This window comes from Acidicapsa dinghuensis (assembly GCF_025685685.1).
GTDB lineage: Bacteria > Acidobacteriota > Terriglobia > Terriglobales > Acidobacteriaceae > Acidicapsa > Acidicapsa dinghuensis.
Genome location: NZ_JAGSYH010000007.1, coordinates 71,006 through 94,951, shown reverse-complemented (window position 1 = coordinate 94,951; position 23,946 = coordinate 71,006). Strand labels below are relative to the sequence as shown.

The window sequence follows — 23,946 nt, the reverse complement described above, 5'->3', positions numbered from 1 at the left end:
GTAAGCGATGCTTAGTCGAAATCTGGTACTCCCCCGCGTAGTTTCTGCGCTTGTTGTGTCTCTTGCTGTAGCTGCGGTGCCTGGGTATGGTGCGGCGATGCCATCAGGACAGAGCGAGCAGGCCGTCACCGGAAATGTGCCGAACGCCTATCCGGGCGTGAAGCGGATTGTTGCCGCGGTTAATGAGAACAACCTCGCGATATTGAGGGGTAACACCCGGCCGGAGGCAAGAGCGCAGTTTGACCAGGGCGCTGTTGCCGCGGATTTCCCGATGAAGGGGATGCTGCTGGTGTTGAAGCGCAGCGCGGAGCAGCAGGCGGCTTTTGACGCGTTTGTGCAGAGCGAGTACGAGACGGGATCGCCGAACTATCACCAGTGGCTGACGCCGGATGAGGTCGGCCAAAAGTTTGGGCCGGCGCAGGAAGATATCGATACGATCTCACAGTGGCTGACGAGCAAGGGATTCACCGTGGATGCGGTGACGAAAGACCGGATGACGATCCGGTTCAGTGGAACGGCGGGGCTAGTGCGGTCGGCGTTTCATACGGAGATTCATCGTCTCTCGGTGAAGGGCGAAGCGCATGTCGCGAATATGTCGGACCCGGCGATTCCGGCGGCGCTGGCTCCGGTGGTGGTGGGTGTGAAGGCGCTGCATAATTTCTTCACACATCCGATGCACCGGTTGGGTGGGCAAGTGGAGATGGATGCGGAGACGCATACCTGGAAACGGGTGGGGGGTGCTTCGGTGACGCCAGGCAACGCGACTGGCGCTGATTTGCATGCCGCTGTGGCGGGGCTGAAGCCGGATTTTGGAACCGGCGGAACTACCAGTGGTGAGGCGAATGTCGAAGATGTTGCGCCCTACGATTTTGCGAAGATCTATAACGTGCTGCCGCTGTGGCAGGCGGCCACACCGATTACGGGCGCGGGGCAAACGATTGCCATTGTTGGAAGGAGCAATATCAATCTTGCGGATGTGACGGCGTTTCGTAGTGCGTTTGGGTTGCCGGCATATCCTAGCAGCCCCAATCCGAATGTCAACCAGCCGGGTGTTTCCGTGGTGATTCCGCCGTCGACGACCGATCCAGGAGATTGCCCAGGAGCTTCCAGTTCCACTAGTACATGCGCTGGCGATCTCGTCGAGAACAGCCTGGATGTGGAGTGGGCTGGTGCAACAGCTCCTGGAGCACACATCATTCTAGTGGCGTCGACTTCTGGAACTTCCAATGCATATACGGACGATGGTGTATGGATATCTGCGAGCTATATCGTGAACAACGACCTGGCCCCGATCATGAATGTCAGCTATGGTCTGTGTGAGCTCGGGCTGGGTACCGCAGGTAATGCGGCTTACAACAATCTTTGGCAGACGGCAACTTCGGAAGGCATCGCAGTGTTTGCGGCTGCGGGTGATGAGGGCTCGGCTGAGTGCGATGCCTACGACAACGCTACAGAGCCTTACGGGGCGGAGTATGGGCTGTCAGTTAGCGGTGTGGCGTCTACTCCTTACGACACAGCAGTTGGTGGCACGGATTTCAACTGGGGCTATTGGGATCCGACGAAGACTCAATCGACTTATTGGAGTGGGACGAATAATTCGACGACGCAGGCAAGCGCAAATGGATACATCCCCGAGATTCCGTGGAACGACACATGCACGAATCCACTGGTGATTTCCTCTTATAACTCAGAATTTAGCACCAGCTACAACGCGGTTCAGTTCTGTAATTTGTTGGCGGGTGGTCCATCTCCTGATCCTGATTTTGTGTCGGTTGATGGTGGCAGCGGCGGTGTGAGCAACTGCACGACGAACGATAACGCACACGCGAGCAGCTGCACAGGCGGGTATGCGAAACCAAGCTGGCAGGCGAGCGTGACGGGAATACCAACGGATGGCAAACGAGACATTCCGGACGTTTCATTTTTTGCCTCCAATGGTTTTTCAGGAAGCGCGTATGTAATTTGCGTGTCGGCTTTGGCTACTTGCAGCTATTCCGCCGCAACGGAGCCCGCATTGGGTCTGGAAGTTGGCGGCACGTCGGTGGCGTCGCCTGCGATGGCCGGTGTGATGGCGCTGATCAACCAGAAGACCGGGGGGAATCAAGGCAACCCGAATGCGGCGCTTTATAAGCTCGCTGCAAAGGAGACCTATAGCGGTTGTTCGACGGAGGCAGCGCCGCTTACGGGGTCCAGTTGCTCGTTCTACGACATCGATACAGGCACGAATGCGATGCCCTGTGTGTATGGCTCAACCAGCGATTGCACGGGAAGCAGCAGTCTCGAATTTGGCGTGTTGAGCGGCTGGGCCGGTACACAAGGATTCGATCTGGCAACTGGACTTGGCTCGCTTAATGTGGCGAATGTGGTGAATAACTTCACCACGATTCCGAATACGGATATTTTTGTTTCGGAGACCGCTCTGGCCTTTGGCTCGGTATTGACGAACACTACGTCGACCGCGCAGACGGTCACGGTGTCCAATAACTCGAACCAGGCGCTGTCCTTCACGTCGGCGGTGATTTCAGGACCGAATGCGAGTTTGTTCACCGAGACGAATAACTGCGGAACGAGCATAGCGATCGGGGCGAGCTGCACGATCAATGTGACGTTTAAGCCGACTGCGGGTGGAAGCTTCTCGGCTACCTTAACGCTTACGGATGGCGGGACGGCTTCACCGCAGACGGTTGCGCTGACTGGAACGGGAGTAGTGCCTGCGCCGGCAGTCGGATTCTCCTCGGGCTCACTGACGTTTGGTTCGACCCTGGTCGGTGAGACCTCGACGGCTCAGAGCGTGACGTTGACAAACACGGGCACTGCCAGCTTGACGATCACCAGTGTTGGGATTACGGGAAGCGGTGCGACGTCGTTCACCCAGACCAACAATTGCGTGGGCACCGTGCTCGCAGGGAAGTCATGCACGATCAATGTGAGTTTCGTGCCGACTGCTGCTGGCTCGTTCTCAGCGGCGGTAAGTGTTACCGATAATGCGACGGGATCGCCGCAGTCGGTCAGCTTGACGGGGACTGGAGCCGTTCCAGCTCCAGCTGTTGGTTTCTCACCGAGCTCTTTGAGCTTTGCAGCTCAGGCTGTGAGCACTTCATCGACAGCGCAGATCGTAATCTTGACGAATACAGGTACAGCGAGCCTGGTGATCAGCAGCGTTGGAGTCACTGGAACCAATGCAGCCGCATTCACGGAGACGGACAATTGTGTGGGCACCGTGCTCGCGGGGAATGCATGTACGATCAATGTCACATTCACTCCGACGGCTGCTGGATCGTTGTCGGCCACTGTTAGCGTGACTGACAACGCGAGCGGATCACCGCAAACGGTCAGCCTCACGGGCACCGGGACTGAGCCAACCGGAGCGACGCTGGCGTTTTCCGCTTCGAGCCAAACTGTGAGCCCGGGTTCTGCTGGTACGTTTACGCTGACGGCTACGGGCAGCACAGGATATGTCGGGCCCTCAACAGTGACGATCAAATCGTGCACGCTTACGGGCAGCCCAACCGGCGCTTCCGATTTGCCGAGTTGCTCAATTACCACAAATAACTTCACGATTGCTGCGGGCGCGAGCTCGGGTAGCGGAGGAGTAGTGACTGTTTCGACGACCGCAGCGACGACACAGGCGAAGACTGGCGGACCGGTTGCGGCGAATGGCTTGAAGAAATGGGCTGGAGCAGGTGGCGCGGTACTGGCGTTCATAGTGTTGCTGGGTATTCCGGCTCGACGACGAAACTGGCGGTCGATGCTGGGATTGATCCTGCTGGCTGGCGCGCTGGCGACTCTTTCTGCGTGCGGCGGCGGCGGCGGTAGTGGCGGTGGCGGCGGTGGCAACCCTGGAACAACGGCTGGAAATTACACCTTCACGGTGAGTGGATCTGACTCCAACGGAGTATCCGCCAACGGGTCCATTACCCTGACGGTGAATTAAAGCATTTCCGCTTCAAGTCTCTACATTCGAGATCTGCCAGTTGCGGCTTTTCTTAAAGGAAAAGCCGCGACAGCGATCTTCGAGTTGTAAGCATCGGAAAGCGAAAATGCTGTAGCGCAACACTCAAGACGCCCCTGTCATTCGATTCATAGCAATCGAATGACAGGGGCGTTCAACATTTCAAAGCAGTTGTGCGATTGTTTCTGGGGCGCAGTAGAGATACGGGTTTAACCGACGCTTTCGTCTTTTGCTTCCTGGGCGTCTTTCCATCCCTCGGCGATGAAACGATAGCCAACCCAGGGCTCGGTCTGGATGTATTGCTTGCCGGTTTCGGACTCGAGCTTTTTGCGGAGCTGGCCGATGAAGACGCGCAGGTACTCGGGCTGATGGGCTGATTGCGCTCCCCAGACTGCGGTGAGCAGGGCCCGGTGGGTCATGACCTTGCCGGTGTTGCGTGCAAAGAAGACGAGCAGGTCAAATTCCTTGGGTGTGAGATGGATAGGCGAGCCTGCGACTGTGATGCTGTGCGAGGCTGGATCGATAACAAAGTCTCCGGCTTCGATTATCGGCGAACTGCGCTGCGGCGCCCGGCGCAGGTGTGCGCGGACGCGTGCAAGCAGTTCCTGCAGCTTGAAGGGCTTGGTGACGTAGTCATCGGCTCCGGCGTCGAGGGCTTCAATTTTGGAGCGTTCATGATCGCGGACCGAAAGGATGACGACTGGGATTGCGCCAAGGAGACGGATGGAGCGGCAGACATCGACGCCGGTCATGGTGGGCATCATCAAATCTACGATGACGAGGTCGGGGGACCATTCGCGGAAGACTTCGAGGCCTTCCTCGGGGTCGTTGGCGGTGCGAACCTGATAGCCTTGCGCGGTGAGCGAGGCGCGTAGAACCCGTGTGATCTGGGCTTCATCATCTATTACGAGAATTCTTTCCTGCATTTTATGCTCGCGTATCGATCCTGGAGGCTCGACCCACGGGACGCCTGCTTCGAGGGAGAGCCTTGATAGGAACGATACAGCATGTGACTTGCATACAAGTCCAAGCCTGATTTGAGGATAGTCTTTATGCGGGGCCAGGAGCATAAGCGAAGCGTAAGGATGAAGAAGCGAAGGATATGCAGGGGAGCGATGAGGAGAGAATAGATTACGGATGCAATTGAACAAGTTTAGTAAGCAAAGAGCGGTTCGAAACTGGTTGCTGGCATCGGCGCTGATAGTGGCGCTGACCGGAGCACTGATATGGCTGCGTGCCGATTCGACGTCAGCGGGAATTCTGTACCTGGTGACGGTAGTGTGGGCGGCGACGGTTGGCGGCCCGATCATTTCGATCTATCTTGCGATTGTTACTTCGCTTTGTTTTGATTTTTTCTTTCTGGTACCTCTGGGCACGTTTGCTTTACGCGGAGCTACGGCCTGGCTGGCGATGCTGGTCTTCATGGTGGCCTGCGCGATTGTGAATCGTGTGGCGGAGCAGGCAAGGAGGCAGAGGAGGTATTCGGAAGAGAGGCGAGAACACGCGGAGCGGCTGTATCAACTAAGCCAGGAGATGATGCTGCACGAGGATGCGGCGGGATTGGTACGTGAGATTCCCCGGCTGGTGGCGCAGAATTTTGATCTGGATGGTGTGCTGCTTTATGTACGGGGGCAAGAGCCGGTCCATTCCTCGCTTCCATCGTCTGCGGATGAGGAGGATATGCGGCCGCTCCATGTGATGCTACGACAGGTTTCTCCGGGAACGGAGGCTGCGTCGCCGCTGTTGTATGGGTATGTGGCGAGCAATCTGATGTTTGGGTTATCGAGTGTGGGGGTGTTGGCGTGGAAGCCGAACCGGGTTTCCAGAGAAGTGGCAGCACTGATTGCGTCACAAGCGGCGATCGCGATTACCAGAGCTGAAGCGATAGAGGAGTCTTCGCGGCTGGAAGCGGCGCGAGCGACGGAGAAACTGCGCAGCGCATTGATTGATTCCATGACGCATGAGTTGAGGACGCCGCTGACGGCGATACGTGCCGCGGCTACGACGCTCGTGGAAGAGAAGCAACTGGATGATGACGTGCGGACGGAACTGGCTACGATTGTCGAGGAAGAGACCGAGAGACTGGACGCGCTGATTGGCGAGGCGATGGAGGTGGCGGAGATCGAGTCGGACGGCGTGCGGGTGAGGCTGGAGCCGATGCTGGCTGGGGCATTTCTGGAGCAGGTTTTAGAAGGAGTCCGCAGGCAAATGGGGGCAAGGCTGGTCACTATTGACGTGCAGCAGCCAGACAAAACTGTGTGGTTTGATCCGCATGTGCTTGGGCGCGTGATGAAGCACTTATTGGAAAACGCCGCTCGATATACACCGTCGACGAGCAAGATTGTGTTGCGCAGTCAGAGAGGCCAGGACCGGCTAGATTTTGTGGTGCAGGATGATGGGCCGGGTATCGACGGGCGCGATTTGCCGCATATCTTTGAGAAGTTTTACCGAGGACGGAATGGCAGCGGGGCAGCAATGAGTTCAGTGAAGGGCTCGGGAATGGGCCTGGCGATTGTGCGGGCTTTGCTATCTGTACATGGCGGAGGGATCGAGGCGGAAAGCGCGCCGGGCGGCAGCAGCTTCCGGCTGTGGGTTCCGCTGGTGGAGCGACCGCCGGAGGATGGAACAAGGCGCGCGGAGGGGAGCGGGTTGGATGCCGCTCCGCTGGGTGGCTAAGGGATATCGGTCGTGTCGAGAGCTGGGAGAGGCAGGTCGGAATCGAGGCCTGTGTCGAGGAGATCCTGACGGAGCTGATCGATGGTGGAGAACTGCAGGGCGATGATGCCGAGTTCGCGTGCAGCTTCGATGTTTTCGAGCTTGTCGTCGAGAAAGAGGGTTTCTTGGGGAGCGGTTTCGAGGCGATCTAACAATAACTTGTAGATCGATGGCTCGGGTTTGGCCATGTTGTGCTGGAAGCTCCAGATGAGGACGTCGAAATCTTCGACCCAGGCGAAGTTTTCGAGGATGCTTTCGAGGACGGAGTCGCCCATGTTCGACAAGATGCCGGTGCGGAAGCCTGCGGCTTTGAGCTGCTTGTGCCAGGCGAGGGTAGCGGGGTTGGTGGTGGTCCACATGCGAGCGTCCCAGCTATTGAGCTCGTCGATTTGCGCGGCAGAGAGTGGCAGGCCCGCAGCGGCGACGAGGCGCTGCCAGAAGGCGAGCCCGGTGAGATCGCCGCGGTCGTAGGCGTGGCGGTCGACCCAGTAATAGCGCTCGAGGTCTGCCTCGGAAAGGCCGGTGATGCGCATGAGCTCCTGCCGAGCCTCAAGGTGAGGCGGGCCGCTGAGGACCATGCCGTAGTCGAAGACAACCGCGCGTAGGGGCAACGTGATCTCCTTTATGTAAGGGCCGGAAGATGGAAAGCGGCCTGCTGTTATTGTGCTTGATGAGGCTGATGATCACGAAGTTGTAACAGAGGGGTAGTAAGCAGACGATGTTTTCGAAGCGCACAGAGTGGGATACGGACGAGAGCGAGATGGCGCAGGCATATCGTGAGCGCAGGGCGCAGGGGCTGCCGGTAATGGATTTGACGGCTTCTAATCCGACGCGCGCAGGGTTTGCGTATGCGGAGGATCTGCTGGCTCCGCTGGCGGATGCGCGAGCACTCGACTACGATCCGAATCCAAAAGGGAGCGTGGCAGCGCGGGAGGCGGTGTGCCGATACTATGCGGAGCTTGGCGCCGAGGTTGATGCGGAGCAGGTTGTGCTGACTACAAGCACGAGCGAGGCTTACAGTTATCTCTTCAAGCTGCTGTGCGATCCGGGAGATGTGGTGTTGGCGCAGCAGCCGAGCTATCCGCTGTTTGATTTTCTGGCGAGGGCGGAGTGCGTGGAGCTGGAGGCTGCTCCGCTGGTGTATGACTTTGGCTGGCAGTTGGATGTGGCGGAATTGGAGAGACGGATCACGCCGCGTACAAAAGCGCTGGTGCTGGTGCATCCGAATAATCCGACGGGGCATTTTACGAAGGGTGCAGAAGCTGAGGAGATTGGGCGCGTGTGCCGCGAACATGGCGTGGCGTTGATTGTGGATGAAGTGTTTCTCGATTACGCGCTTATGAGCGGGGATGAGCAGGATCGGGAGACGTTTCTCAAAAGGGATATCGGTGTGCCGGTGTTTGTGGTAAGCGGCATCAGCAAGATTTGTGGATTGCCGCAGGTGAAGGCGGCATGGATTGTCGCGGATGGGCCGGGATGGCGCGAGGCGATGGCACGGCTGGAAGTGGTGGCGGATACGTTTCTTTCGATGAATGCACCGGTGCAGAGGGCGCTGCCAGTGTGGCTGGAGCGGCGTGAGGAGATGCAGGGGCAGATTCGAGAGCGGGTTGTGGGCAATCTTGCTGAGCTGGACCTGCAGATTGCAGCAAGCGCGGCGCGCGGCGAAGGGCTTGTAAGCAGGTTGGCGGTGGAGGGTGGATGGTACGTGGTGTTACGAATTCCGGCGACGCAGTTGGATGAGGTAACGGCGCTGGAGTTGCTGGATTGTGGGGTTTGGGTGCACCCGGGGCATTTCTTCGGGATGGCTGAATCGGGATGGTTAGTGGTGAGTTTACTGGCTCCGTTACAAGAGTTTGCGGCCGGGATTACGGAGCTGCTGAGTTATCTGAGCGGACGGTACACTGTGTGACTTTGGAGATAGTGGGAAACGCTGCTCTGCTTGACGTCACCTAGTTTCAGGGCAACACTTCTATCGGGTGTGTGAGCTACTTCGTAGCTGCGCAAATTTTCGCAAATCTCTTCTCATTCTGTGTGGTGCGGGTTTTTCGATTCCATTGCAAAGGGAGTCATGCCATGCGCATTTCTACGTTCTCTGTCATCGTTGCCATTGTGGGTGTTGCTGTTGGTCTGAGAGCCCAGGACTTCAAGAAGCAGGTTATCTATCAGGTTGTTACGGATCGTTTCTTTGATGGGGATGCGACGAACGATAATCCTGCGGAGAGTCCGGGGTTGTTTGATGCGACCCATACGAACTGGCACGCGTACTGGGGTGGGGATCTGGCTGGTGTGCAGCAAAAGCTGGCGTATATCCAGGGGATGGGAGCGACGGCGATCTGGGTGTCGCCGGTGGTGAATAACGAGAATCTGAACTGCGGTGGTTCGGTGGTGTCGGCTCCGTATCACGCGTATTGGAATCGCGACTTCATGAATGTGGAGGAGCATTTCGGGGATAACTCGAATTCGTTTGCAGCGCTGGATGCGCTGGTGACGGCGATGCACGCAGGTGGGATGAAGTTGATTGTGGATGAGGCAAACAATCATTCGAATCCGGATAACTGTGGCGAGAATGGTGCGCTGTATAACCAAGGCGCGTTCATGGCTTCGGCGGCGAATGATGCGAACGGGATATTTCATCACAATCCGGATATTGGAGACTTCAACGATCGATATCAGTTGCAGTATTTGACGCTGGATGACCTGACGGACCTGAATCAGGAAAACTCCACGGTGGACGCGTATCTGAAGGGTGCGGCGGCACAGTTGCAGGCGCATCACGTGGATGCCTTCCGGCTGGATGCGGTGAAGCATGTGACGTGGGGATGGGAGTATTCGTTTGCGAACGCGGTCTTCAACAACGCGCCGAGTTTTTTGTATGGCGAGTGGATGCAGACGAATACAAGCGATCCGCTGTATGCGGACTCGGTGAAGTTTGCGAATCGCAGCGGGATTTCACTGCTGGATTTTCCGCTGAACACGGCGATTCGCGATGTGTTTGGGTATGGCAACGGATTTCAGGAAATTGACTCGACGATTGGGACGGAGAACGCGAGTTTTACATCACCGAATGATCTGGTGACGTTCTTTGACAGCCAGGATGAATCGCGGTTGTTGACGCTGAATAACAACCAGAACCGGCTGCAGGAGGCTTTGGCTTTTTTGCTGACTTGCCGTGGGATTCCGATTGTTTTCTATGGAGATGAGCAGTACTTGTTCAATAACTCGACGGGGTCGGATGGAAATCCAGGGACTGATCCGTATAACCGTGTTTGGATGTCTGCGTTCGATACGACGACAGCGGCTTACAAGATCATCACAAAGCTTGCGGGGCTACGGCAGGCGAACGATGCGGTTGGGTATGGGACATGGAAGCAGCGATGGATCAGCAGTGATGTGTATATCTACGAGCGGCAGTTCTTTAATGATGTGGTGTTGGTGGCGATTAATAAGAGCGATACGGCGAGTTATCCAGTGACGGGATTGTACACGGCGCTGCCCGTTGGAAATTACACGGATTATCTTGGTGGATTGCAAAGCGGCAGCGCGCTGACGGTGACGGCTGGGTCGGGAGGGAATAATCCGGCGGGGAATTTTACGATTGCACCGCACAGTGTTGCGGTATGGCAAGTGCAGGCGAATGCGACGGCTCCGGAGGTGGGTTCGATTGGGCCGTGGGTAGGGCAGCCAGGGATGACAGTGACCATCGCGGGTGATGGTTTTGGCGTGGTGAAGGGAACGGTACTGTTTGGATCGACTGCGGCGGCGATTCAGAGCTGGTCGAATACTTCGGTGACGTTTACAGTGCCATCGGTGAGCAGTGGGAGCTATAACGTGCAGTTGAAGAACAGCGTGGGCGCGGCAGCGAATACGATTGCGTTCACGGTGCTGACGGGGAAGCTGGTTCCAGTGACATTTACGGTGAACAATGCGACGCCGACGCAGCCTGGAGACTACATTTTTGTGACGGGGAACACGGTGGAGCTGGGCAGCTGGGGAACGACGTTTCAGACGGCGGTTGGGCCGATGTTGACGCCGAATTATCCCAATTGGTTTTTGAACGTGAGCCTACCTGCGGGGCAGACGGTGCAGTTCAAGTTTATCGATATTCAGGGGAATGGAAATGTGGTGTGGGAGAACGGAACGAATCATTCCTATACGGTGCCTGCAAGTGGAACCGGTGCGGTGAATGTGAACTGGCAGTATTGAGCGCAGACTGTTCCGGGTACTTGAAGAGCTGTTTCGAACCAGCCATCCGAGGCTGAGCGATTACACTGTCAACGACGCCCTCGATGACATGTTCCCAGTCTTTGCAGGGCAAATTCAAGGAGAGTAACGATGCGAGTTGCGCTGTTGACGGGTGGCGGAGACTGCCCGGGGTTGAATGCGGTGATCTACGCCGCTGTGAAGAAGGGCATCAACAAGTACGGCGATGAGTTTGTTGGATTTTTGAATGGCTGGCGCGGTGTGCTGGATAACAAATGGATTCCATTGACGCTGGAGCGGATTGATGGGATTCAACTGCAGGGCGGCACGATTCTGCACTCTTCGAGAACGAATGTGAAGAAGATCCCTGGCGGCATCGAGCAGGTAGAATCGGTCCTGAAGGCGAACAAGATCGATGCGCTGATTGCGCTGGGCGGCGATGATACGCAGTCGGTGACGCTGGCGTTGACGGATGCGGGTATTCCGGGCGTGGGCGTGCCGAAGACGATCGACAATGACATCAATGGAACGGATGCGACGTTTGGTTTTGACACAGCTGTGTCGATTGCAACGGAAGCTGTGGATCGCATTCGTACGACGGCGGACTCACACAACCGCGTGATTGTGATTGAGGTGATGGGCCGGGATGCGGGCTGGATTGCTTACGCCTCTGGTGTTGCGGGTGGCGCGGATGTGGTACTGGTGCCGGAGAAGCCGATCGATATCGATCATGTGGCAGCGCTGCTGAAGTACAACTACGATCGCGGAAAGACGTATGGCCTGGTTGTGGTGGCTGAGGGATGCCATCTGCCAGAAGGCGGCCAGGTGACTGGAACCTCTGAGCTGGATTCATTTGGGCATGTTCGGCTTTCCGGTATCGGCGATGCTCTGGCCAAGCTGATCGAGAAGAAGACTGGCTTCGAGACGCGTTCGGTGAACCTAGGGCATACGCAGCGCGGCGGTTCTCCGACGCCGTATGACCGATTGCTGGGGCAGCGTTACGGCCTGCATGCGATCGATATGGTGCATGAGCAGAAGTGGGGCCGCATTGCAGTGCTGAAGGGCACCGATATCACGGATATCACCATCAAGGAAGCGATTGCGACGAACCGGCGGCTGGATCAGCGGTTCTTTGATGTGATCAGTGATCTTGAAGCGAAGGTCTAGCTTCGGATCAGGAAAGCGGAGAAAGATTCGAGCGGCGGTACTTGAGTCAGATCCAATTGTGACGGTACAGCCATTTGAAGAACCTGATCTGCCTGTTGTGTATGTAATCGAGGAGGCGCTCTGCGCCTCCTCTTCGTTTTAACAGAGGGATGCTACTGTCTCTCAGGATGGACCTGAGCTGCTGGACTCTTGTTGGTCTTTTGGACGATACTCCAGCAGGTTTTGCGATTGTGAGCTGCACGAAGAAGAGGCAGGCGCGATGGATGCCTGGACTATTGAAGTATTTGAGCGGTACAGATGGCGAGCGCGATCACGTTTTTATGAAAGCAGGTTGAGGGTTCTGCAGGATTGCGCAGAATCTATGTAATCGCGATCAGTGCGGGCTGCTTCAAAGAAAGCAAATCTTCGATAGGCCTACGGATGCCAAGTGATTGGCAAGTACTAGTGGGCTGAAGCGGCAGGTTTTCGCATCACTGTGGTCATCTGACAATGCAATTTATCGCGCAACGGGCGGGGAAGCTTGCGAGTTCCCGATTCGAGGGTCAGAACAAGGGATTCGGGAAGATAAGGTAGCAGTTTGCCCAGTTTCACGTGGCCTCTGGTGAGTGGGTTAGACATCAGATCAATGCGCTCGGTCCTGAGGCCGGCCTTGTCACCAAGCATCCGGCATTCTTCGATGTCCAAAAGGAAAATATGGCCGTCGGAATTGGGTTTGAATTGTACGGCCTCAAAGGCTGACGGATCGGGACAATCACTGAAGCGGGGAAGATTAAATCGGAAGTACCGGCCATTTGGAGTGCTTAAGAACAGAAAACCGCCGGGTTTGAGTATTTTTGCGGCGACCTGGAGGAATTGATCAGGATGGGCAAAGTGCTCGATCACTTCCGTAGCGAGAACTCCATCGAAGCGACCAGCCCAGGTATCGGCGAGTTCGAAGATATTCCCAGGCACATAGTCGATCTGGCCAAATTCATATTTTTTTTGGACCAGACCGGCCATATCGATTCGCAGGTCATTCCACGTCAGGCGATATCCCTTCTCTGCAAGAGGCAACGTGAAGTTGCCGCTGGCGCCAGCTACATCGAGGATTTCACTTCCGGAAGGCAGTAATTCCTCTACAGCGTTCAGAATCCATTGATGCCGGTTTCGATATTGGTAGCTATAGCCTAGATCTTTCCGGCTTCCCCACAACTCCAACGAATCGTAGATAAAGGTATATTTCCATAACTCAGGCCAGTTGTCGTCGTAAGCCAATTGCTGCATAGGATTCCAGTCACGCCTCCTGGTTGGCTGAATGCATTTTCTGAATCACTGTACACGATGACACGGCGTTCAAAGCCAGCTTACATACTCAAGGCCTGGTATGCCTTAAAGCTGTTATTTCTACGTTAAATCAGCTTCAAAAAAATGGTCTGGACTGAGCTTTGCGACGGGAAGGTTGGTTCCAGATTCTGGGTGCCGATGATTTTGCTGAAGGGCGCGGACATCGCGATCTAAGAGGTGATTGCGACGAATCGCCGGTTGGATCAGCGATTCTTTGACGTGATCAGAGATCTTGAGGCGAAGGTCAAGCTTCGGTTCTCACGTGCCCGGTGCCCCTGCAATACTTGAGGGGCGCCGGGCTTTTTTTGCGTATAGCTGCAGGGCAGATGAATTCTGATCGCTTTCGTGCCTGTGTTGAGGCGATTTTCTTTGAGGAATAGATATGGTTTCTATCGAGCTGGAATATCAGGGGGATCTGCATTGCAAGGCGGTGCATGGGCCATCGGGAACAATGCTGACAACCGATGCGCCGAAGGATAATCAAGGTCGTGGCGAAAGCTTTTCGCCAACGGATCTGGTAGCGGCTGCGCTTGGCAGCTGCATCCTGACGGTGATGGGGATTATGGCGCGGACGCTCGAGATCGAGCTGGCTGGTACGACGGCGACGGTAGAAAAAGAGATGGCTAACGTGCCGGTGCGCATGATTCACACGCTGCGGGTCAAGATTCATGTGCCGCATGTTGTGAGTGCGGAGAATCGGGTGAAGCTGGAGCGCGCGACGCACACTTGCCCGGTGCATCGAAGCCTGCATCCGGATGTGCAGAAGCCGATTGAATTTGTCTGGGCTGAGCCGGGGAATTGAATCCGCTGCTTAGGTTCTGTCTCTGTTAGAGGGCAGAGATGTATAGCAATCGGGATGAGATTTCGGCGTAAAGATTGTGTGGCTTTGCTGTACCGGAATGAAGGCAGATAGATGATCGAGACACGGCTTTTTGTGGCAGAGGATTTCAAGGCGGTGTGTGCGATTGAAGAGCAGTGTTTTGCTCCACCGGTGCGATTCAGCAAGAGGCTGATATGCGAGCTAACAACAAGCGAGTTGTGCCGGACATGGATTGGCGTTGCCGATGGGATTGTTTGCGGATTCGCGATTGTGGCGTTGATGGATGAAGATGATGCCGATGCCGCGTATGTGTGGACGATTGAAGTCTTACCGGAGTATCGCGGGCTCGGAGTGGCTAGAAAGCTGATGGAACGCGTAGAGGAGAGTGCGCGCAGAGCGGAGAAGTTGCGTATAGCGCTGCACGTGGAAGAGACCAATACCGCGGGGATTGCCTTGTATGAGCGATGCGGGTATAGAAGTGTAGCCACTGCAAAGCACTTCTATGGGCGCAACCAGCATGGGTTTCGTTATGAGAAGGCGATCGCAGAGTAAGATGTTGGCAAGACTCCGAGGGGCTTGAGGCGCTGGCTTTGCGAAAGGACGAAATCCCCGCTGTCGTTTTGCCAAGAAGCTTCGTCCGATGTGAAATTCTGCGTTGGATGTCGGCTATGTTCGGTGGACGATGGGTCTATCTCGGCCGGTTCTTGTGGCACCAGAGGCGGCTGCCCAGATTGCGTGAGCCGGTACGGATTACAGACAAGCTGGCGGCGCGGATTCTCTCGGGGGAGAGCGCCGGGTGGCAGCGGGAATTCAGCGACAAACTGCGATGCAGGGAGATTGTAGCTGAGATTTGTCCCGAGCTCAGGCAGAAGCGCGTGATGGCTATTATTGAGAGTGCATCTGACTTTACTCTCGAAGCTCTGCCGCAGACGTTTGTGCTGAAACCAAATCATGCTTCGGGGATGAATGCTTTCGTTCACGACAAGCGATGGGCAGATGAGCGATTGCTGCGCGATCTTGTGAACTGGTGGCTGGAGCTGGATTATTACGAGATCTCTTATGAGCCGTGCTATCGGGGAATTGTGCCGAAGGTATTTGCGGAAGAAATGGTACTGAATGCACGGGGGTATCCTCCATCAGAGATTCAGTTGTTTTGCGTGCATGGGCGCGTGGCGTTTATTGAATGCCTGATGGTGCGTGAGGAGATAGACGGACCGCTGTGTGATCGCGAATGGAACCGGCTGCCGGTGTGGTATCCGCTAGAGGAGTGCGAGCCGGATGCACCGCGGCCTGATGCTTTGGATGAGGCTATTGCGATAGCGGAGAAGATTGCTGCGGGAACGGATTTTCTGCGGGTGGATCTGATTCATTTGGAGGATGGCACCCTGGTGTTTAATGAGACGGCTTGCACGCCGTGGGGCGGGTTGTTCCGATTGAAGCCGCGCTTGGGCGATGAACTGCTCGGGAAGATGTGGGAGCCGTACTCTGTTGTGCCAGCGCCGATGGATGCAAGGGTGCGAATAGAATCGCAAGCGGTCTTTGTCACGCGCTAAACGATCCCGAGGAATTGACGGGAATTGAGTCGTGCTCCGGGGAATGTCAGGTCGAGGTTCTGCGCGCCGATGGTTTTGCTGACGACTTCGCCGAGAACCTGGCGATAGTCGGTGGTGATGGCGAGGTCGCGGCCTTCGTTGAGTTGTTCATCGGCGACTCCGGGCCACTTGCCATACACCTTGCCACCCCTGACGTTGCCGCCAAGGATAAACATGGCGTTGGCGTGGCCGTGATCGGTGCCGCCCGTGCCGTTTTGCCGGGCGGTGCGGCCGAACTCGGACATGGTGACGAGGGTGATGTTTTCGGATTCTGGACCCATGTCACGCCAGAAGGCAGCGATGGAATCAGAGAAGTCGCGGAGACGGTTGGCAAGCTGGCCTTCGGCGCCGCCCTGGTTCTGGTGGGTATCCCAGCCGGTGACGTCAGTGAAGGCTGCTTCGACGCCGAGGTTGGCTTTGAGAAGCTGGGCGACCTGCTTCATGTTCTTGGCGAACGGGCTGTCGGGATAGTTTGCGTCCGGGGTGGGCGAGTAGTGAGCCGGGTCGGTGGCGCGCAGCATCTTGATGGCTTCGAAGCTGGTGTCTCCGGCGGAGTGGAGCAGGGAATCGCTGCTCTCGTCGTACATGGCTTCAAAGGCGGTGGCGGCGGGGGCCGGCTTAGGGCCGCGACCACCTACGGCGAAGTCCTGTACATTGCTTAGGGCGAGCGCTGGGACTTTGCCTGCGAGGGTGCGAGGGACGTCTGGGCTGAGTGCGATGGCGCGGAACGGACTTGATTGTAAGGCGGCTTCGCGGAGTTTTGCGCGGCGCAGGTCTTCGGCCTGGAGAGCGCGGTTGAGCCAGCCGTCGGTGGTGCTTTTGATGCCGGGAGTGCCGGATTCCATATAGTCCTGTGCATCGAAATGAGAGCGTGTGTGATCGGGTGAGCCGGTGGCGTGAACGATGGCGAGATGGCCCTGGGCGAAGAGCGGCTGGAAGGATGCCATGGCGGGATGCAGGCCGAAGAAGCCATCAAGATCGATGACCTGCTTCTGCGGAATGGCGATGGTGGGGCGCATCGTGTAGTAGTTGGGCTCGCGCCATGGAACAACGATGTTGAGGCCGTCGGCGGCTCCACGCTGGAAGATGACGACGAGCTTCTTGCCCTGGGCTGTTGCTTCCATTGTCGCGGCCATGACGGCTCGCGTGAGGAAAGCGGGCAGGGCGGTCGTGCCGGCGAGGGCCAGTGCGCCGTTGCGAAGGAAGAAGCGTCGCGTGGTGTTCATCTGAGGTACCTCTGAAGCTTTATCGGCGTTGAAACTCGGGGGAGCCAAGTAGCAGTGCAGCGATCTGGGCTTGCTGCTGCTGTTGAGCTTGCTGTTGTGCCGCGGCCGGGTTGTAGTTTTTGGGTTTGGGAGTGGCTGATTGTGGCGTGATCTGTGACGGTGAGGGGGATTGGCCCTCTACTTCTGTGAGGACGGCGGCGCGGGTCTTTTCGCTTACGCCAGTGGGGATGAGTTTGGCTTGCAAGCTCTCAATGGATTGATTGGCGGATTGATCGGGAGCTTCATCCGTAGTGGATGGCCACTGCGTTGTTATGCCGTTGAGCTTGTTGTTGGCGAGCGAGAGGGCAAAGTTCATACGGGTGACTAATTCGCCGGTGCTGACCCATTCATTTGCTTTGTCAGAATAGCCGGTGGGAGGAATACAGGCGTAGAGTGGCATGCCGAGCTGATTGAGCCAGTTGATAAGCGGCTGCGGGTTAGTGACTTGTGCGTTACTGGCGCGGACTGCGGAAACGACGTATTCGAGCGGAGTCTTGACCTTAGCCTGATAGGCAGCGGGGGCCCAGAACTCAGGCGAGTGGATGAGGGTTTTGAGGACTTCGGCGATGTTGCCGTCGTGGGACTCGAAGGATTTGGCCATGCGATCAACGAGAGTTTGCGGAGGGTTGTCGCTCACGAAGGCGATTGCGAGCTCGCTGGAGATGAAGTGGGCTGTTGCGGGGCTGGTAGCAAGCATGTGGAGGAGCTTCAGACCCTCCTTCATGCCATCTTCCTTGAACTTGTGGCCCATGACGATCTTTGTGCCAGGCTCGTGGCGGTTCTCGTCGAATGTAGTGTCGCCGCCTAGTTGGGGATGATCGACGGTCCATCCGGTGAGGATCTTGGAGACTTCGGTGACGTCTTTCTGGGTATATCCGCCGTTGACGCCGAGTGTGTGCAGTTCCATGAGCTCGCGGCCGTAGTTTTCATTAAGGCCGGGAGGCGTGTTCTTTTTTGCGATGCCTTCGGCCTGGCGTTCTTTCTGGCGCTCTGCGACTTTGGAGTCGGGGCCTGTGCTGCTGGAGTTGTCGAGATACAGCAGCATGGCTGGACTTTCCGCCGTAGCTACGAGCAGATCTTCGAAGTTGCCAAGAGCGCGTGGCCGGATGACATCGCGCTCGAAGCTGGTCAGGTAATAGGGGGTTTCATCGTTCTTGTGTAGGTAGATGTTGAAGTGGTTAAGCCAGAAGGCTGTCATCACCTCCTGAAGCTGGTGGGAGCTGTAGATTTCGCGATAGAGGCGCTGAGCCTGGAGCTCGAAGATTACGGCGCGCGTGGGGTTTTCAAGATCGGCGAAGAGCTCACGTTGCTCAGGGTTGAAGCCCTCGGTCAGTTGCAACCGTTGTGGAGGCTTGAGACCTCTGTTCAGTTGTTCAAACTCGGCGGTGGGCATGTAGAGAATGCGTTGCAGGCGCTTGTCCGGAGGAAGATCGACGACAGAGTGGAAGAGAACTTCTTCATAGCGGGGACGCGCACGGTCTCGGTCAGAGTTATCGACTAGCTCTTTGCGGGGTGCGGCTTCTTTTCCGGCGGTTGTAATGGATTCTCCAGTCTGAGATTCAGACGGAGTGGACATCGTCGATCCTGCCGCCATGTTGGGTGCTGAGTTAGCGGCGACACCGGGTTGCTGGGCTTGCTTGTCGGATTTCTCCTCGGCTTTCTTTGCCTGCTTTTCTTTGAACTGTTGAATGTGGTGCGAGTAAATGGCGTAGAGATATGGATCGTCGGGCGCGGGAATCTTGTTATCAGCGGCTTGACGGATGATGCCGTTGGAGGGGAAGCGGCCGATGAGTTGGTCCGGCGGCAGGTTGAGCGAGGGGAATTCGGCGAGGCGAGCCTGGAGGGTATGGTCGTCATCGGTTAACGGCAAGCGGTCCGGGTGAAGTTGAAGATCAAACCACTTGTCGATGCCTTTGGGGCCGAGGGAGTGGATCTCGGCTACCTCATCGGGCGTGGGGCCGAAGGTGAAGCGGTTGAGCAGGTGGAGGATGCGACGATCCTGGTCACTTAGCGGCTGTGTGGATGTTGCCGGGGTGGCCTCAGGTTGCGATGTGCGGGAGATGGCCTGGGCGGGAAGCAGTTGTGCTGGGAGGAGTGCGCTAAGCACGAGGGATGTGAGCGTACGACCGAGAGCAAAAGGCCTGCCGGAGATTGGCTGGGGCATGAGATTCTCCACGAGGCGAAAGTTGCTGGGATTGCGGCGCACCTTTGAAACAGGAGCGTTGAGCTTTCCGAGCTCACGGACATTCAAACACAGGTGAAGGGCTGAAGTTGTTTGAGTGTGGCTGGAAAACTGGATTGCCGTTCCGAGATGGCAATGGAGGCATCTTCTGTTCTAACGGCCCAATCTGTTGGGGCGGGCAGAGTGATGAACCCCAGATGTGGAAAAGTTGAGGTTGGATGACGGGATTTCTTAGATAGCCGGGGCGAAACCGAAGGCGAAGAGATGCGGAAAGAATCGGAAAAATACCGAGAAAGCCTTGAAAAAGCAGGTGATTCCGCGTTATACACAGGGATACCGGCAGGCTGCTTCCCCAGGCAGATGCTCTCCGGAACTTCCCGCTTTTGGAGATGAGATATGCGCAATGCTGCCAAGTCGAACCTGCTGGTGCCTGAGATCCGTGAAGTGATGGATATTCGCCAGGCGTCGGATTATCTGGGGATTTCGCCGGACACGCTGTACAAGTATGCGTCGGAGGCGTTTATTCCTGCGTTTAAGCTGGGGAACCGCTGGCGGTTCAAGCGGTCTCGGCTGGATGAGTGGATGGACCGGCAGTCGGATGCGGCTACGGCGGTGCCTGAGTCGGAGGTTGGGGCTAAGACTAAGAAGCCGGTTAAGGCGGCGTATTAACTCGTCAGACGACTTCCTTAAGCGACGAATGTTTAGAATCATGCGGCTTGATCGACACCCAGTATGGGGCAGTTGTCGATCGACGACGCAGGTCAACCTCACCGAACGATCCGAGTAGGCATGCCATGACCATTGAACGCTTCACAGCTTTAGCTGTACTGGCTTCGATTCTTGTGCCGGCGGCTCTGGCCGCAGACGATCGAGCGGCATCCCAAGCAAAATATGCGGAACTCGCGGCGAAAGTCCGCGCTGGCGATTTGGGCGTCGACTGGAAGGCTTTGCGTGTTGCGGCGGCGATCGGCGAGGTCGGCGATCCGTCTCAGGACTTTTTGAGGGTTAAAGCCGGCTATGGAGCGTTGAATGAAAACAAATTTCAAGATGCGCTCAAAGCTGCCCGCGAAATCGAAGAACACAATATCGCGGACGTAGATGCCCACTACATCGCGTGGCGATCTCTAACCGAACTTAGCAATCAGAACGAGGCAGAAAAGGAACGTCTGATTCTCGCCGCGATTTTTAATTCGATCACGGATTCCGGAGATGGAAAGACGGCAAAAACAGCATGGTTCGCAGCGACCATTCGCGAGGAATATATGTACATGGGGTCGATATTGAATGTACAGTTCGTAGACCATCGTACTTCCATGCAGGACGGTCACTACTACGATGTAGTTGCCGTGAAGGATAAAGACGGGAAAGAGCTGATCCTATGGTTCGACGGTGACACCGAGATGCATCGGCAAATGGCTGCCGGAGAGCGAGCTATTCACAAGTAACAGAGTGCCTGTTTCGATGAGCGCGTTCGCCCTGAACCGCTCTTTGCTTGGACTGTTCCTTGCCGCTATTCTCCCCTCTTGATGCCGCCCGGCTCGTGGCTTTGGAGTGATATACCTAACTCGTGGCTTTGGAGTGATATACCTAAACGGATGAATTTTTCGCGGCGGTTGGGATTGTTGCGGCGGCGGATGGCTGGGGCTGAGGTTCCGGCTCTGCTGGTGACGCATCTTCCGGATGTTCGATATCTGTGCGGATTCACTGGGTCGAGCGCGGCGTTGGCGGTGACGCGGCGCGAGGCGCGGTTGTATACCGATGGCCGCTACATTGCGCAGGCTGCTGAAGAGGTGCATGGGGCGAAGGTAGAGATTGTGCCTTCGAATCCGGCGGTGGCTGCTGTGCAGTGGCTGGCGGTGCGGATAACCGATATTCCCTCCGCGGCTAAAGCCCCTCTTTCTTCAAGCGGCTCTTTGCGGAGATTGAAACCCCCGCCTCCCTCCGTTACGAGGTTTAGCGCCCCGTCGAGTAACGAGGCAGTTGGATTCGATGCCGGGCAGACGACAGTGGCTCAGTTGGAGAAGCTGCGCGAATCGCTCCCGGCTCGATTACGGAAGAAGCTGTTGAAACCTGTCTCTTCGCTGGTTGAGCCGTTGCGCTGGCTGAAAGATGAGGACGAGCTGGCGGTGATGACTGAGGCTGCTGCTCTGGGTGACAAGCTGTTTGAGCACATGCTGGGATTTCTGCGGCCTGGTTTGACGGAAGTTGCTGTGGCTGCGGAGCTGGAGTATCAGGCGCGGATTCGTGGCGCTGAGGGCATGTCGTTTGAGAGCATCGTGGCGTCGGGTGCGCGGTCGGCGCTGCCGCATGGCCGGGCGAGCGAGGCGAAGCTGCCGCGGCATGGACTGCTTACCCTGGATTTCGGTGTTATTCTCAAAGGTTATTGCTCGGATATGACACGTACTGTTTGCCTTGGCAAACCGACGGCGCGGGAACGGGAAGTGTATGAGACGGTTCTGGCGGCGCAGGAGTCAGCGGTTGCCGCGGTTAAAGCGGGCGTGACATGTGGAGCGGTGGATGAGGCGGCACGCAGCGTGCTGCGGCAGGCCGGGATGGCCGAAGCCTTTAGCCACTCGACCGGGCATGGAGTTGGTTTGGAGATTCACGAGGGTCCGCGTGTGGGCGCCGGACAGAAAGATAAGCTGGCGCCGGGGATGGTGATTACCATAGAACCCGGCGCTTATTTTGCGGGAGAGTTCGGAGTCCGCATCGAAGATATGGTGGCGGTGACGAGAACGGGCGGTGATGTGCTGACCCATTCTCCGAAGGCGCTGATCGAGTTATGAACAGCGGCGAAGTTGCCCGACTTTAGGCTTAAGAAGACGCTGGAGTACGCGAGATACGCATGAAATCAGATGATCTTGATCAGCTCAGAGAGCTGGTGGCTTTTCTAAAAGAGAATGACGTTGCGGAGTTTGACCTGGACCGCGGCGAGTTAAAGGTTCGGTTGAAGTTTGCTTCGGCAGTGGTTCAGCCTGCTGCTCCTGTGGGTAATGCCGGGCTGGATCTGGCGGCTATGGCGCGGCTGCTGCAAGCTGCTCCTGCTGTGCCAGCAGCGGCGTCTGCACCGATTGCTGCGCCAGTGGCTGGGGCGGCTTCGACTCCGGCTACAGCGCCTGTGGCTGAAGAGAATCTGCATATCGTGAAGTCACCGATGGTGGGGACATTCTATGAGTCGCCTTCGCCGGGATCGGCGGCCTTTGTCTCGACGGGCGATCGCATTGAGAAGGGACAGATCGTCTGCATTGTCGAAGCGATGAAGTTGATGAATGAGATTGAGGCCGATGCGGCGGGCGAGATTGTGAAGCGCCTGGTGACGAACGGCCAGCCTGTCGAGTACGGACAACCGCTCTTCGCGATTCGGACGGCGTAAATTGGCGATGCTGCGGAAGGTTTTGATTGCCAATCGGGGCGAGATTGCGCTGCGCGTAATCAGTGCATGTAAGGAACTAGGTATCCGTACGGTCGCAGTGTATAGCGAGGCGGATCGCAACTCGCTGCATGTGCGCTTTGCCGATGAGGCTATCTGCATTGGTCCGCCGAGACCGGGGGACAGCTACCTGAATGTGCCGGCGGTGATTGCAGCGGCTGAGATTGCGAATGTCGACGGCATTCATCCTGGGTATGGACTGCTGAGCGAGAATGCGAACTTCGCCGAGGTTTGTCGCGTTTCGAATATCAAGTTTATTGGACCGCCTCCGGAAGTGACTCGGCTGATGGGCGAGAAGGAAAAGGCGCGGCAGGCGATGAAGGCCGCAGGTGTGCCGATTCTGCCGGGTTCCGATGGCGTGGTAGCCGATGCCGAGGATGCGCTGAAGTGGGCCGAGAGCGTTGGCTATCCGGTGATTCTGAAAGCGAAGGCCGGTGGCGGCGGACGCGGCATGCGCATTGTGCGCTCGGCTGAGGATCTGCCGGGGCTGTATGCAGCGGCTTCGCAGGAAGCGGCGAATGCCTTTGGCAACGGCGAGATGTATATGGAGAAGTTCATCGAGCGGCCTAGGCATATTGAGTTTCAGATACTGGCGGATGAGCACGGGAGTGTCGAAGTGCTGTTTGAGCGTGAGTGCTCGATTCAGCGGCGGCATCAGAAGCTGATTGAGGAAGCGCCAAGCCTGCAGGTGACGCCGGAGATTCGTGAGCGCATCACGAAGACGCTGAAGAAGTGCCTGGGCGACATTGGATACTGGAACGCGGGCACGATCGAATTCCTGATGGATGAGGATGGCTCGATCTACTTCATTGAGATGAATACGCGTATTCAGGTGGAGCATCCGGTGACGGAGGCGATCACTGGCGTGGATCTGGTGAAGGCGCAGCTTCGTATTGCTTCGGGTGAGACGCTGAAAGAGATACTGCCGCCGCGGTTGGGGATTCGTGGGCATGCGATCGAGTGCCGCATCAATGCGGAGCATCCGCGGAAGTTCACGCCTTCGGCCGGCAAGATCACGGTATTTAATGTGCCAGGTGGGAACGGCGTACGTGTGGATACAGCGCAGTATGCCGAGGGTGTGGTGCCACCGTATTACGATTCGCTGATTGCCAAGTTGATTGTGCACGGCAAAGACCGCGCAGAGGCTATGGCGCGCATGGAACGGGCGTTGAGCCAGTTCGTGGTGCAGGGGATTGAGACGTCGATTCCGTTGCATCAGGAGATCTTTGCGGACGAGGACTTCCGGGCTGGGAACTTCGATACGAAGTTTATGGAGCGTTTTCTGGCGAAGCGGGGATAG

18 protein-coding genes are annotated in these 23,946 nt (G+C 56.8%); 13 read left to right on the top strand and 5 right to left on the bottom strand.

What is annotated here, in order from left to right:
* The first annotated feature begins 7 nt into the window (after positions 1-7).
* Complete coding sequence (locus OHL22_RS20045; protein WP_263341333.1) at positions 8-3,934, top strand: choice-of-anchor D domain-containing protein; 3,927 nt, start codon at positions 8-10, stop codon at positions 3,932-3,934.
* 227 nt (positions 3,935-4,161) lie between these two features.
* Here the strand turns inward: OHL22_RS20045 and OHL22_RS20040 are convergent, their stop codons facing one another.
* Positions 4,162-4,878 carry a response regulator transcription factor gene (locus tag OHL22_RS20040; RefSeq protein ID WP_263341332.1) on the bottom strand — a complete coding sequence of 239 codons (717 nt, stop codon included), beginning with the start codon at positions 4,876-4,878 and terminating at the stop codon, positions 4,162-4,164.
* A gap of 211 nt (positions 4,879-5,089) precedes the next feature.
* Between OHL22_RS20040 and OHL22_RS20035 the strand changes: the two genes are divergently transcribed.
* Positions 5,090-6,628 carry an ATP-binding protein gene (locus OHL22_RS20035; RefSeq protein WP_263341330.1) on the top strand — a complete coding sequence of 513 codons (1,539 nt, stop codon included), beginning with the start codon at positions 5,090-5,092 and terminating at the stop codon, positions 6,626-6,628.
* Here OHL22_RS20035 and OHL22_RS20030 read toward each other — a convergent pair.
* Positions 6,625-7,278 carry an HAD family hydrolase gene (locus OHL22_RS20030; RefSeq protein WP_263341329.1) on the bottom strand — a complete coding sequence of 218 codons (654 nt, stop codon included), beginning with the start codon at positions 7,276-7,278 and terminating at the stop codon, positions 6,625-6,627. The genes OHL22_RS20035 and OHL22_RS20030 overlap by 4 nt on opposite strands.
* Positions 7,279-7,385: 107 nt before the next feature.
* Between OHL22_RS20030 and OHL22_RS20025 the strand changes: the two genes are divergently transcribed.
* The 3 genes from OHL22_RS20025 (at position 7,386) to OHL22_RS20015 (ending at position 12,034) form a co-directional block, all read left to right on the top strand.
* Positions 7,386-8,576, top strand: coding sequence for a pyridoxal phosphate-dependent aminotransferase (locus OHL22_RS20025; RefSeq protein ID WP_263341328.1), 1,191 nt, complete (start codon positions 7,386-7,388; stop codon positions 8,574-8,576).
* 164 nt (positions 8,577-8,740) lie between these two features.
* Positions 8,741-10,870: an alpha-amylase family glycosyl hydrolase gene (locus tag OHL22_RS20020; protein WP_263341327.1), complete on the top strand. Its 2,130-nt coding sequence runs from the start codon at positions 8,741-8,743 to the stop codon at positions 10,868-10,870.
* 129 nt (positions 10,871-10,999) lie between these two features.
* Complete coding sequence (locus tag OHL22_RS20015) at positions 11,000-12,034, top strand: 6-phosphofructokinase (RefSeq protein WP_263341325.1); 1,035 nt, start codon at positions 11,000-11,002, stop codon at positions 12,032-12,034.
* A gap of 441 nt (positions 12,035-12,475) precedes the next feature.
* Here OHL22_RS20015 and OHL22_RS20010 read toward each other — a convergent pair whose 3' ends face one another.
* Positions 12,476-13,297 (bottom strand): class I SAM-dependent methyltransferase, encoded by an 822-nt coding sequence (locus OHL22_RS20010; protein WP_263341323.1) that lies wholly within the window; start codon positions 13,295-13,297, stop codon positions 12,476-12,478.
* A 442-nt stretch (positions 13,298-13,739) separates the two neighbouring features.
* On the opposite strand from OHL22_RS20010, the gene OHL22_RS20005 reads away from it, so the two are divergent.
* The 3 genes from OHL22_RS20005 to OHL22_RS19995 all read left to right on the top strand — a co-directional run bounded on the left by OHL22_RS20005 (position 13,740) and on the right by OHL22_RS19995 (position 15,730).
* Positions 13,740-14,159, top strand: coding sequence for an OsmC family protein (locus tag OHL22_RS20005; RefSeq protein WP_263341322.1), 420 nt, complete (start codon positions 13,740-13,742; stop codon positions 14,157-14,159).
* Positions 14,160-14,270: 111 nt separating this feature from the next.
* Entirely contained in the window at positions 14,271-14,729 is a 459-nt protein-coding gene (locus OHL22_RS20000; protein WP_263341321.1) for a GNAT family N-acetyltransferase, read from the top strand.
* A gap of 116 nt (positions 14,730-14,845) precedes the next feature.
* The gene (locus OHL22_RS19995) at positions 14,846-15,730 is read left to right on the top strand and encodes an ATP-grasp fold amidoligase family protein (protein WP_263341319.1); all 885 of its coding nucleotides are present in this window, start codon (positions 14,846-14,848) and stop codon (positions 15,728-15,730) included.
* On the opposite strand, the gene OHL22_RS19990 is transcribed toward OHL22_RS19995, so the two are convergent.
* Positions 15,727-16,995: a DUF1501 domain-containing protein gene (locus OHL22_RS19990; protein ID WP_263341318.1), complete on the bottom strand. Its 1,269-nt coding sequence runs from the start codon at positions 16,993-16,995 to the stop codon at positions 15,727-15,729. The genes OHL22_RS19995 and OHL22_RS19990 overlap by 4 nt on opposite strands.
* A 19-nt stretch (positions 16,996-17,014) precedes the next feature.
* The gene (locus OHL22_RS19985; protein WP_263341317.1) at positions 17,015-19,198 is read right to left on the bottom strand and encodes a DUF1800 domain-containing protein; all 2,184 of its coding nucleotides are present in this window, start codon (positions 19,196-19,198) and stop codon (positions 17,015-17,017) included.
* A 414-nt stretch (positions 19,199-19,612) separates the two neighbouring features.
* Here OHL22_RS19985 and OHL22_RS19980 point away from each other — a divergent pair, with 414 nt between their 5' ends.
* The 5 genes from OHL22_RS19980 to accC all read left to right on the top strand — a co-directional run bounded on the left by OHL22_RS19980 (position 19,613) and on the right by accC (position 23,946).
* Complete coding sequence (locus OHL22_RS19980; protein WP_263341316.1) at positions 19,613-19,885, top strand: helix-turn-helix domain-containing protein; 273 nt, start codon at positions 19,613-19,615, stop codon at positions 19,883-19,885.
* A 125-nt stretch (positions 19,886-20,010) separates the two neighbouring features.
* Positions 20,011-20,661, top strand: a complete 651-nt coding sequence (locus OHL22_RS19975; protein ID WP_263341315.1) for a DUF4919 domain-containing protein — start codon at positions 20,011-20,013, stop codon at positions 20,659-20,661.
* 150 nt (positions 20,662-20,811) lie between these two features.
* On the top strand, positions 20,812-22,002 hold the full coding sequence (locus OHL22_RS19970) for an aminopeptidase P family protein (protein WP_263341313.1): 1,191 nt from the start codon (positions 20,812-20,814) through the stop codon (positions 22,000-22,002).
* Positions 22,003-22,061: 59 nt separating this feature from the next.
* The gene (accB, locus tag OHL22_RS19965) at positions 22,062-22,589 is read left to right on the top strand and encodes an acetyl-CoA carboxylase biotin carboxyl carrier protein (RefSeq protein ID WP_263341312.1); all 528 of its coding nucleotides are present in this window, start codon (positions 22,062-22,064) and stop codon (positions 22,587-22,589) included.
* A gap of 7 nt (positions 22,590-22,596) precedes the next feature.
* Positions 22,597-23,946 (top strand): acetyl-CoA carboxylase biotin carboxylase subunit, encoded by a 1,350-nt coding sequence (gene accC, locus OHL22_RS19960; protein WP_263341310.1) that lies wholly within the window; start codon positions 22,597-22,599, stop codon positions 23,944-23,946.

Coding starts and splice junctions, on each gene's coding strand:
- OHL22_RS20000 (WP_263341321.1), top strand. CDS start 14,271: ATGATCGAGACACGGCTTTTTGTGGCAGAGGATTTCAAGGCGGTGTGT.
- OHL22_RS20025 (WP_263341328.1), top strand. CDS start 7,386: ATGTTTTCGAAGCGCACAGAGTGGGATACGGACGAGAGCGAGATGGCG.
- OHL22_RS20005 (WP_263341322.1), top strand. CDS start 13,740: ATGGTTTCTATCGAGCTGGAATATCAGGGGGATCTGCATTGCAAGGCG.
- accB (WP_263341312.1), top strand. CDS start 22,062: ATGAAATCAGATGATCTTGATCAGCTCAGAGAGCTGGTGGCTTTTCTA.
- accC (WP_263341310.1), top strand. CDS start 22,597: ATGCTGCGGAAGGTTTTGATTGCCAATCGGGGCGAGATTGCGCTGCGC.
- OHL22_RS20020 (WP_263341327.1), top strand. CDS start 8,741: ATGCGCATTTCTACGTTCTCTGTCATCGTTGCCATTGTGGGTGTTGCT.
- OHL22_RS19985 (WP_263341317.1), bottom strand. CDS start 19,198: ATGCCCCAGCCAATCTCCGGCAGGCCTTTTGCTCTCGGTCGTACGCTC.
- OHL22_RS19975 (WP_263341315.1), top strand. CDS start 20,011: ATGACCATTGAACGCTTCACAGCTTTAGCTGTACTGGCTTCGATTCTT.
- OHL22_RS20035 (WP_263341330.1), top strand. CDS start 5,090: ATGCAATTGAACAAGTTTAGTAAGCAAAGAGCGGTTCGAAACTGGTTG.
- OHL22_RS20010 (WP_263341323.1), bottom strand. CDS start 13,297: ATGCAGCAATTGGCTTACGACGACAACTGGCCTGAGTTATGGAAATAT.
- OHL22_RS20015 (WP_263341325.1), top strand. CDS start 11,000: ATGCGAGTTGCGCTGTTGACGGGTGGCGGAGACTGCCCGGGGTTGAAT.
- OHL22_RS20045 (WP_263341333.1), top strand. CDS start 8: ATGCTTAGTCGAAATCTGGTACTCCCCCGCGTAGTTTCTGCGCTTGTT.
- OHL22_RS19970 (WP_263341313.1), top strand. CDS start 20,812: ATGAATTTTTCGCGGCGGTTGGGATTGTTGCGGCGGCGGATGGCTGGG.
- OHL22_RS19995 (WP_263341319.1), top strand. CDS start 14,846: ATGTTCGGTGGACGATGGGTCTATCTCGGCCGGTTCTTGTGGCACCAG.
- OHL22_RS19990 (WP_263341318.1), bottom strand. CDS start 16,995: ATGAACACCACGCGACGCTTCTTCCTTCGCAACGGCGCACTGGCCCTC.
- OHL22_RS19980 (WP_263341316.1), top strand. CDS start 19,613: ATGCGCAATGCTGCCAAGTCGAACCTGCTGGTGCCTGAGATCCGTGAA.
- OHL22_RS20040 (WP_263341332.1), bottom strand. CDS start 4,878: ATGCAGGAAAGAATTCTCGTAATAGATGATGAAGCCCAGATCACACGG.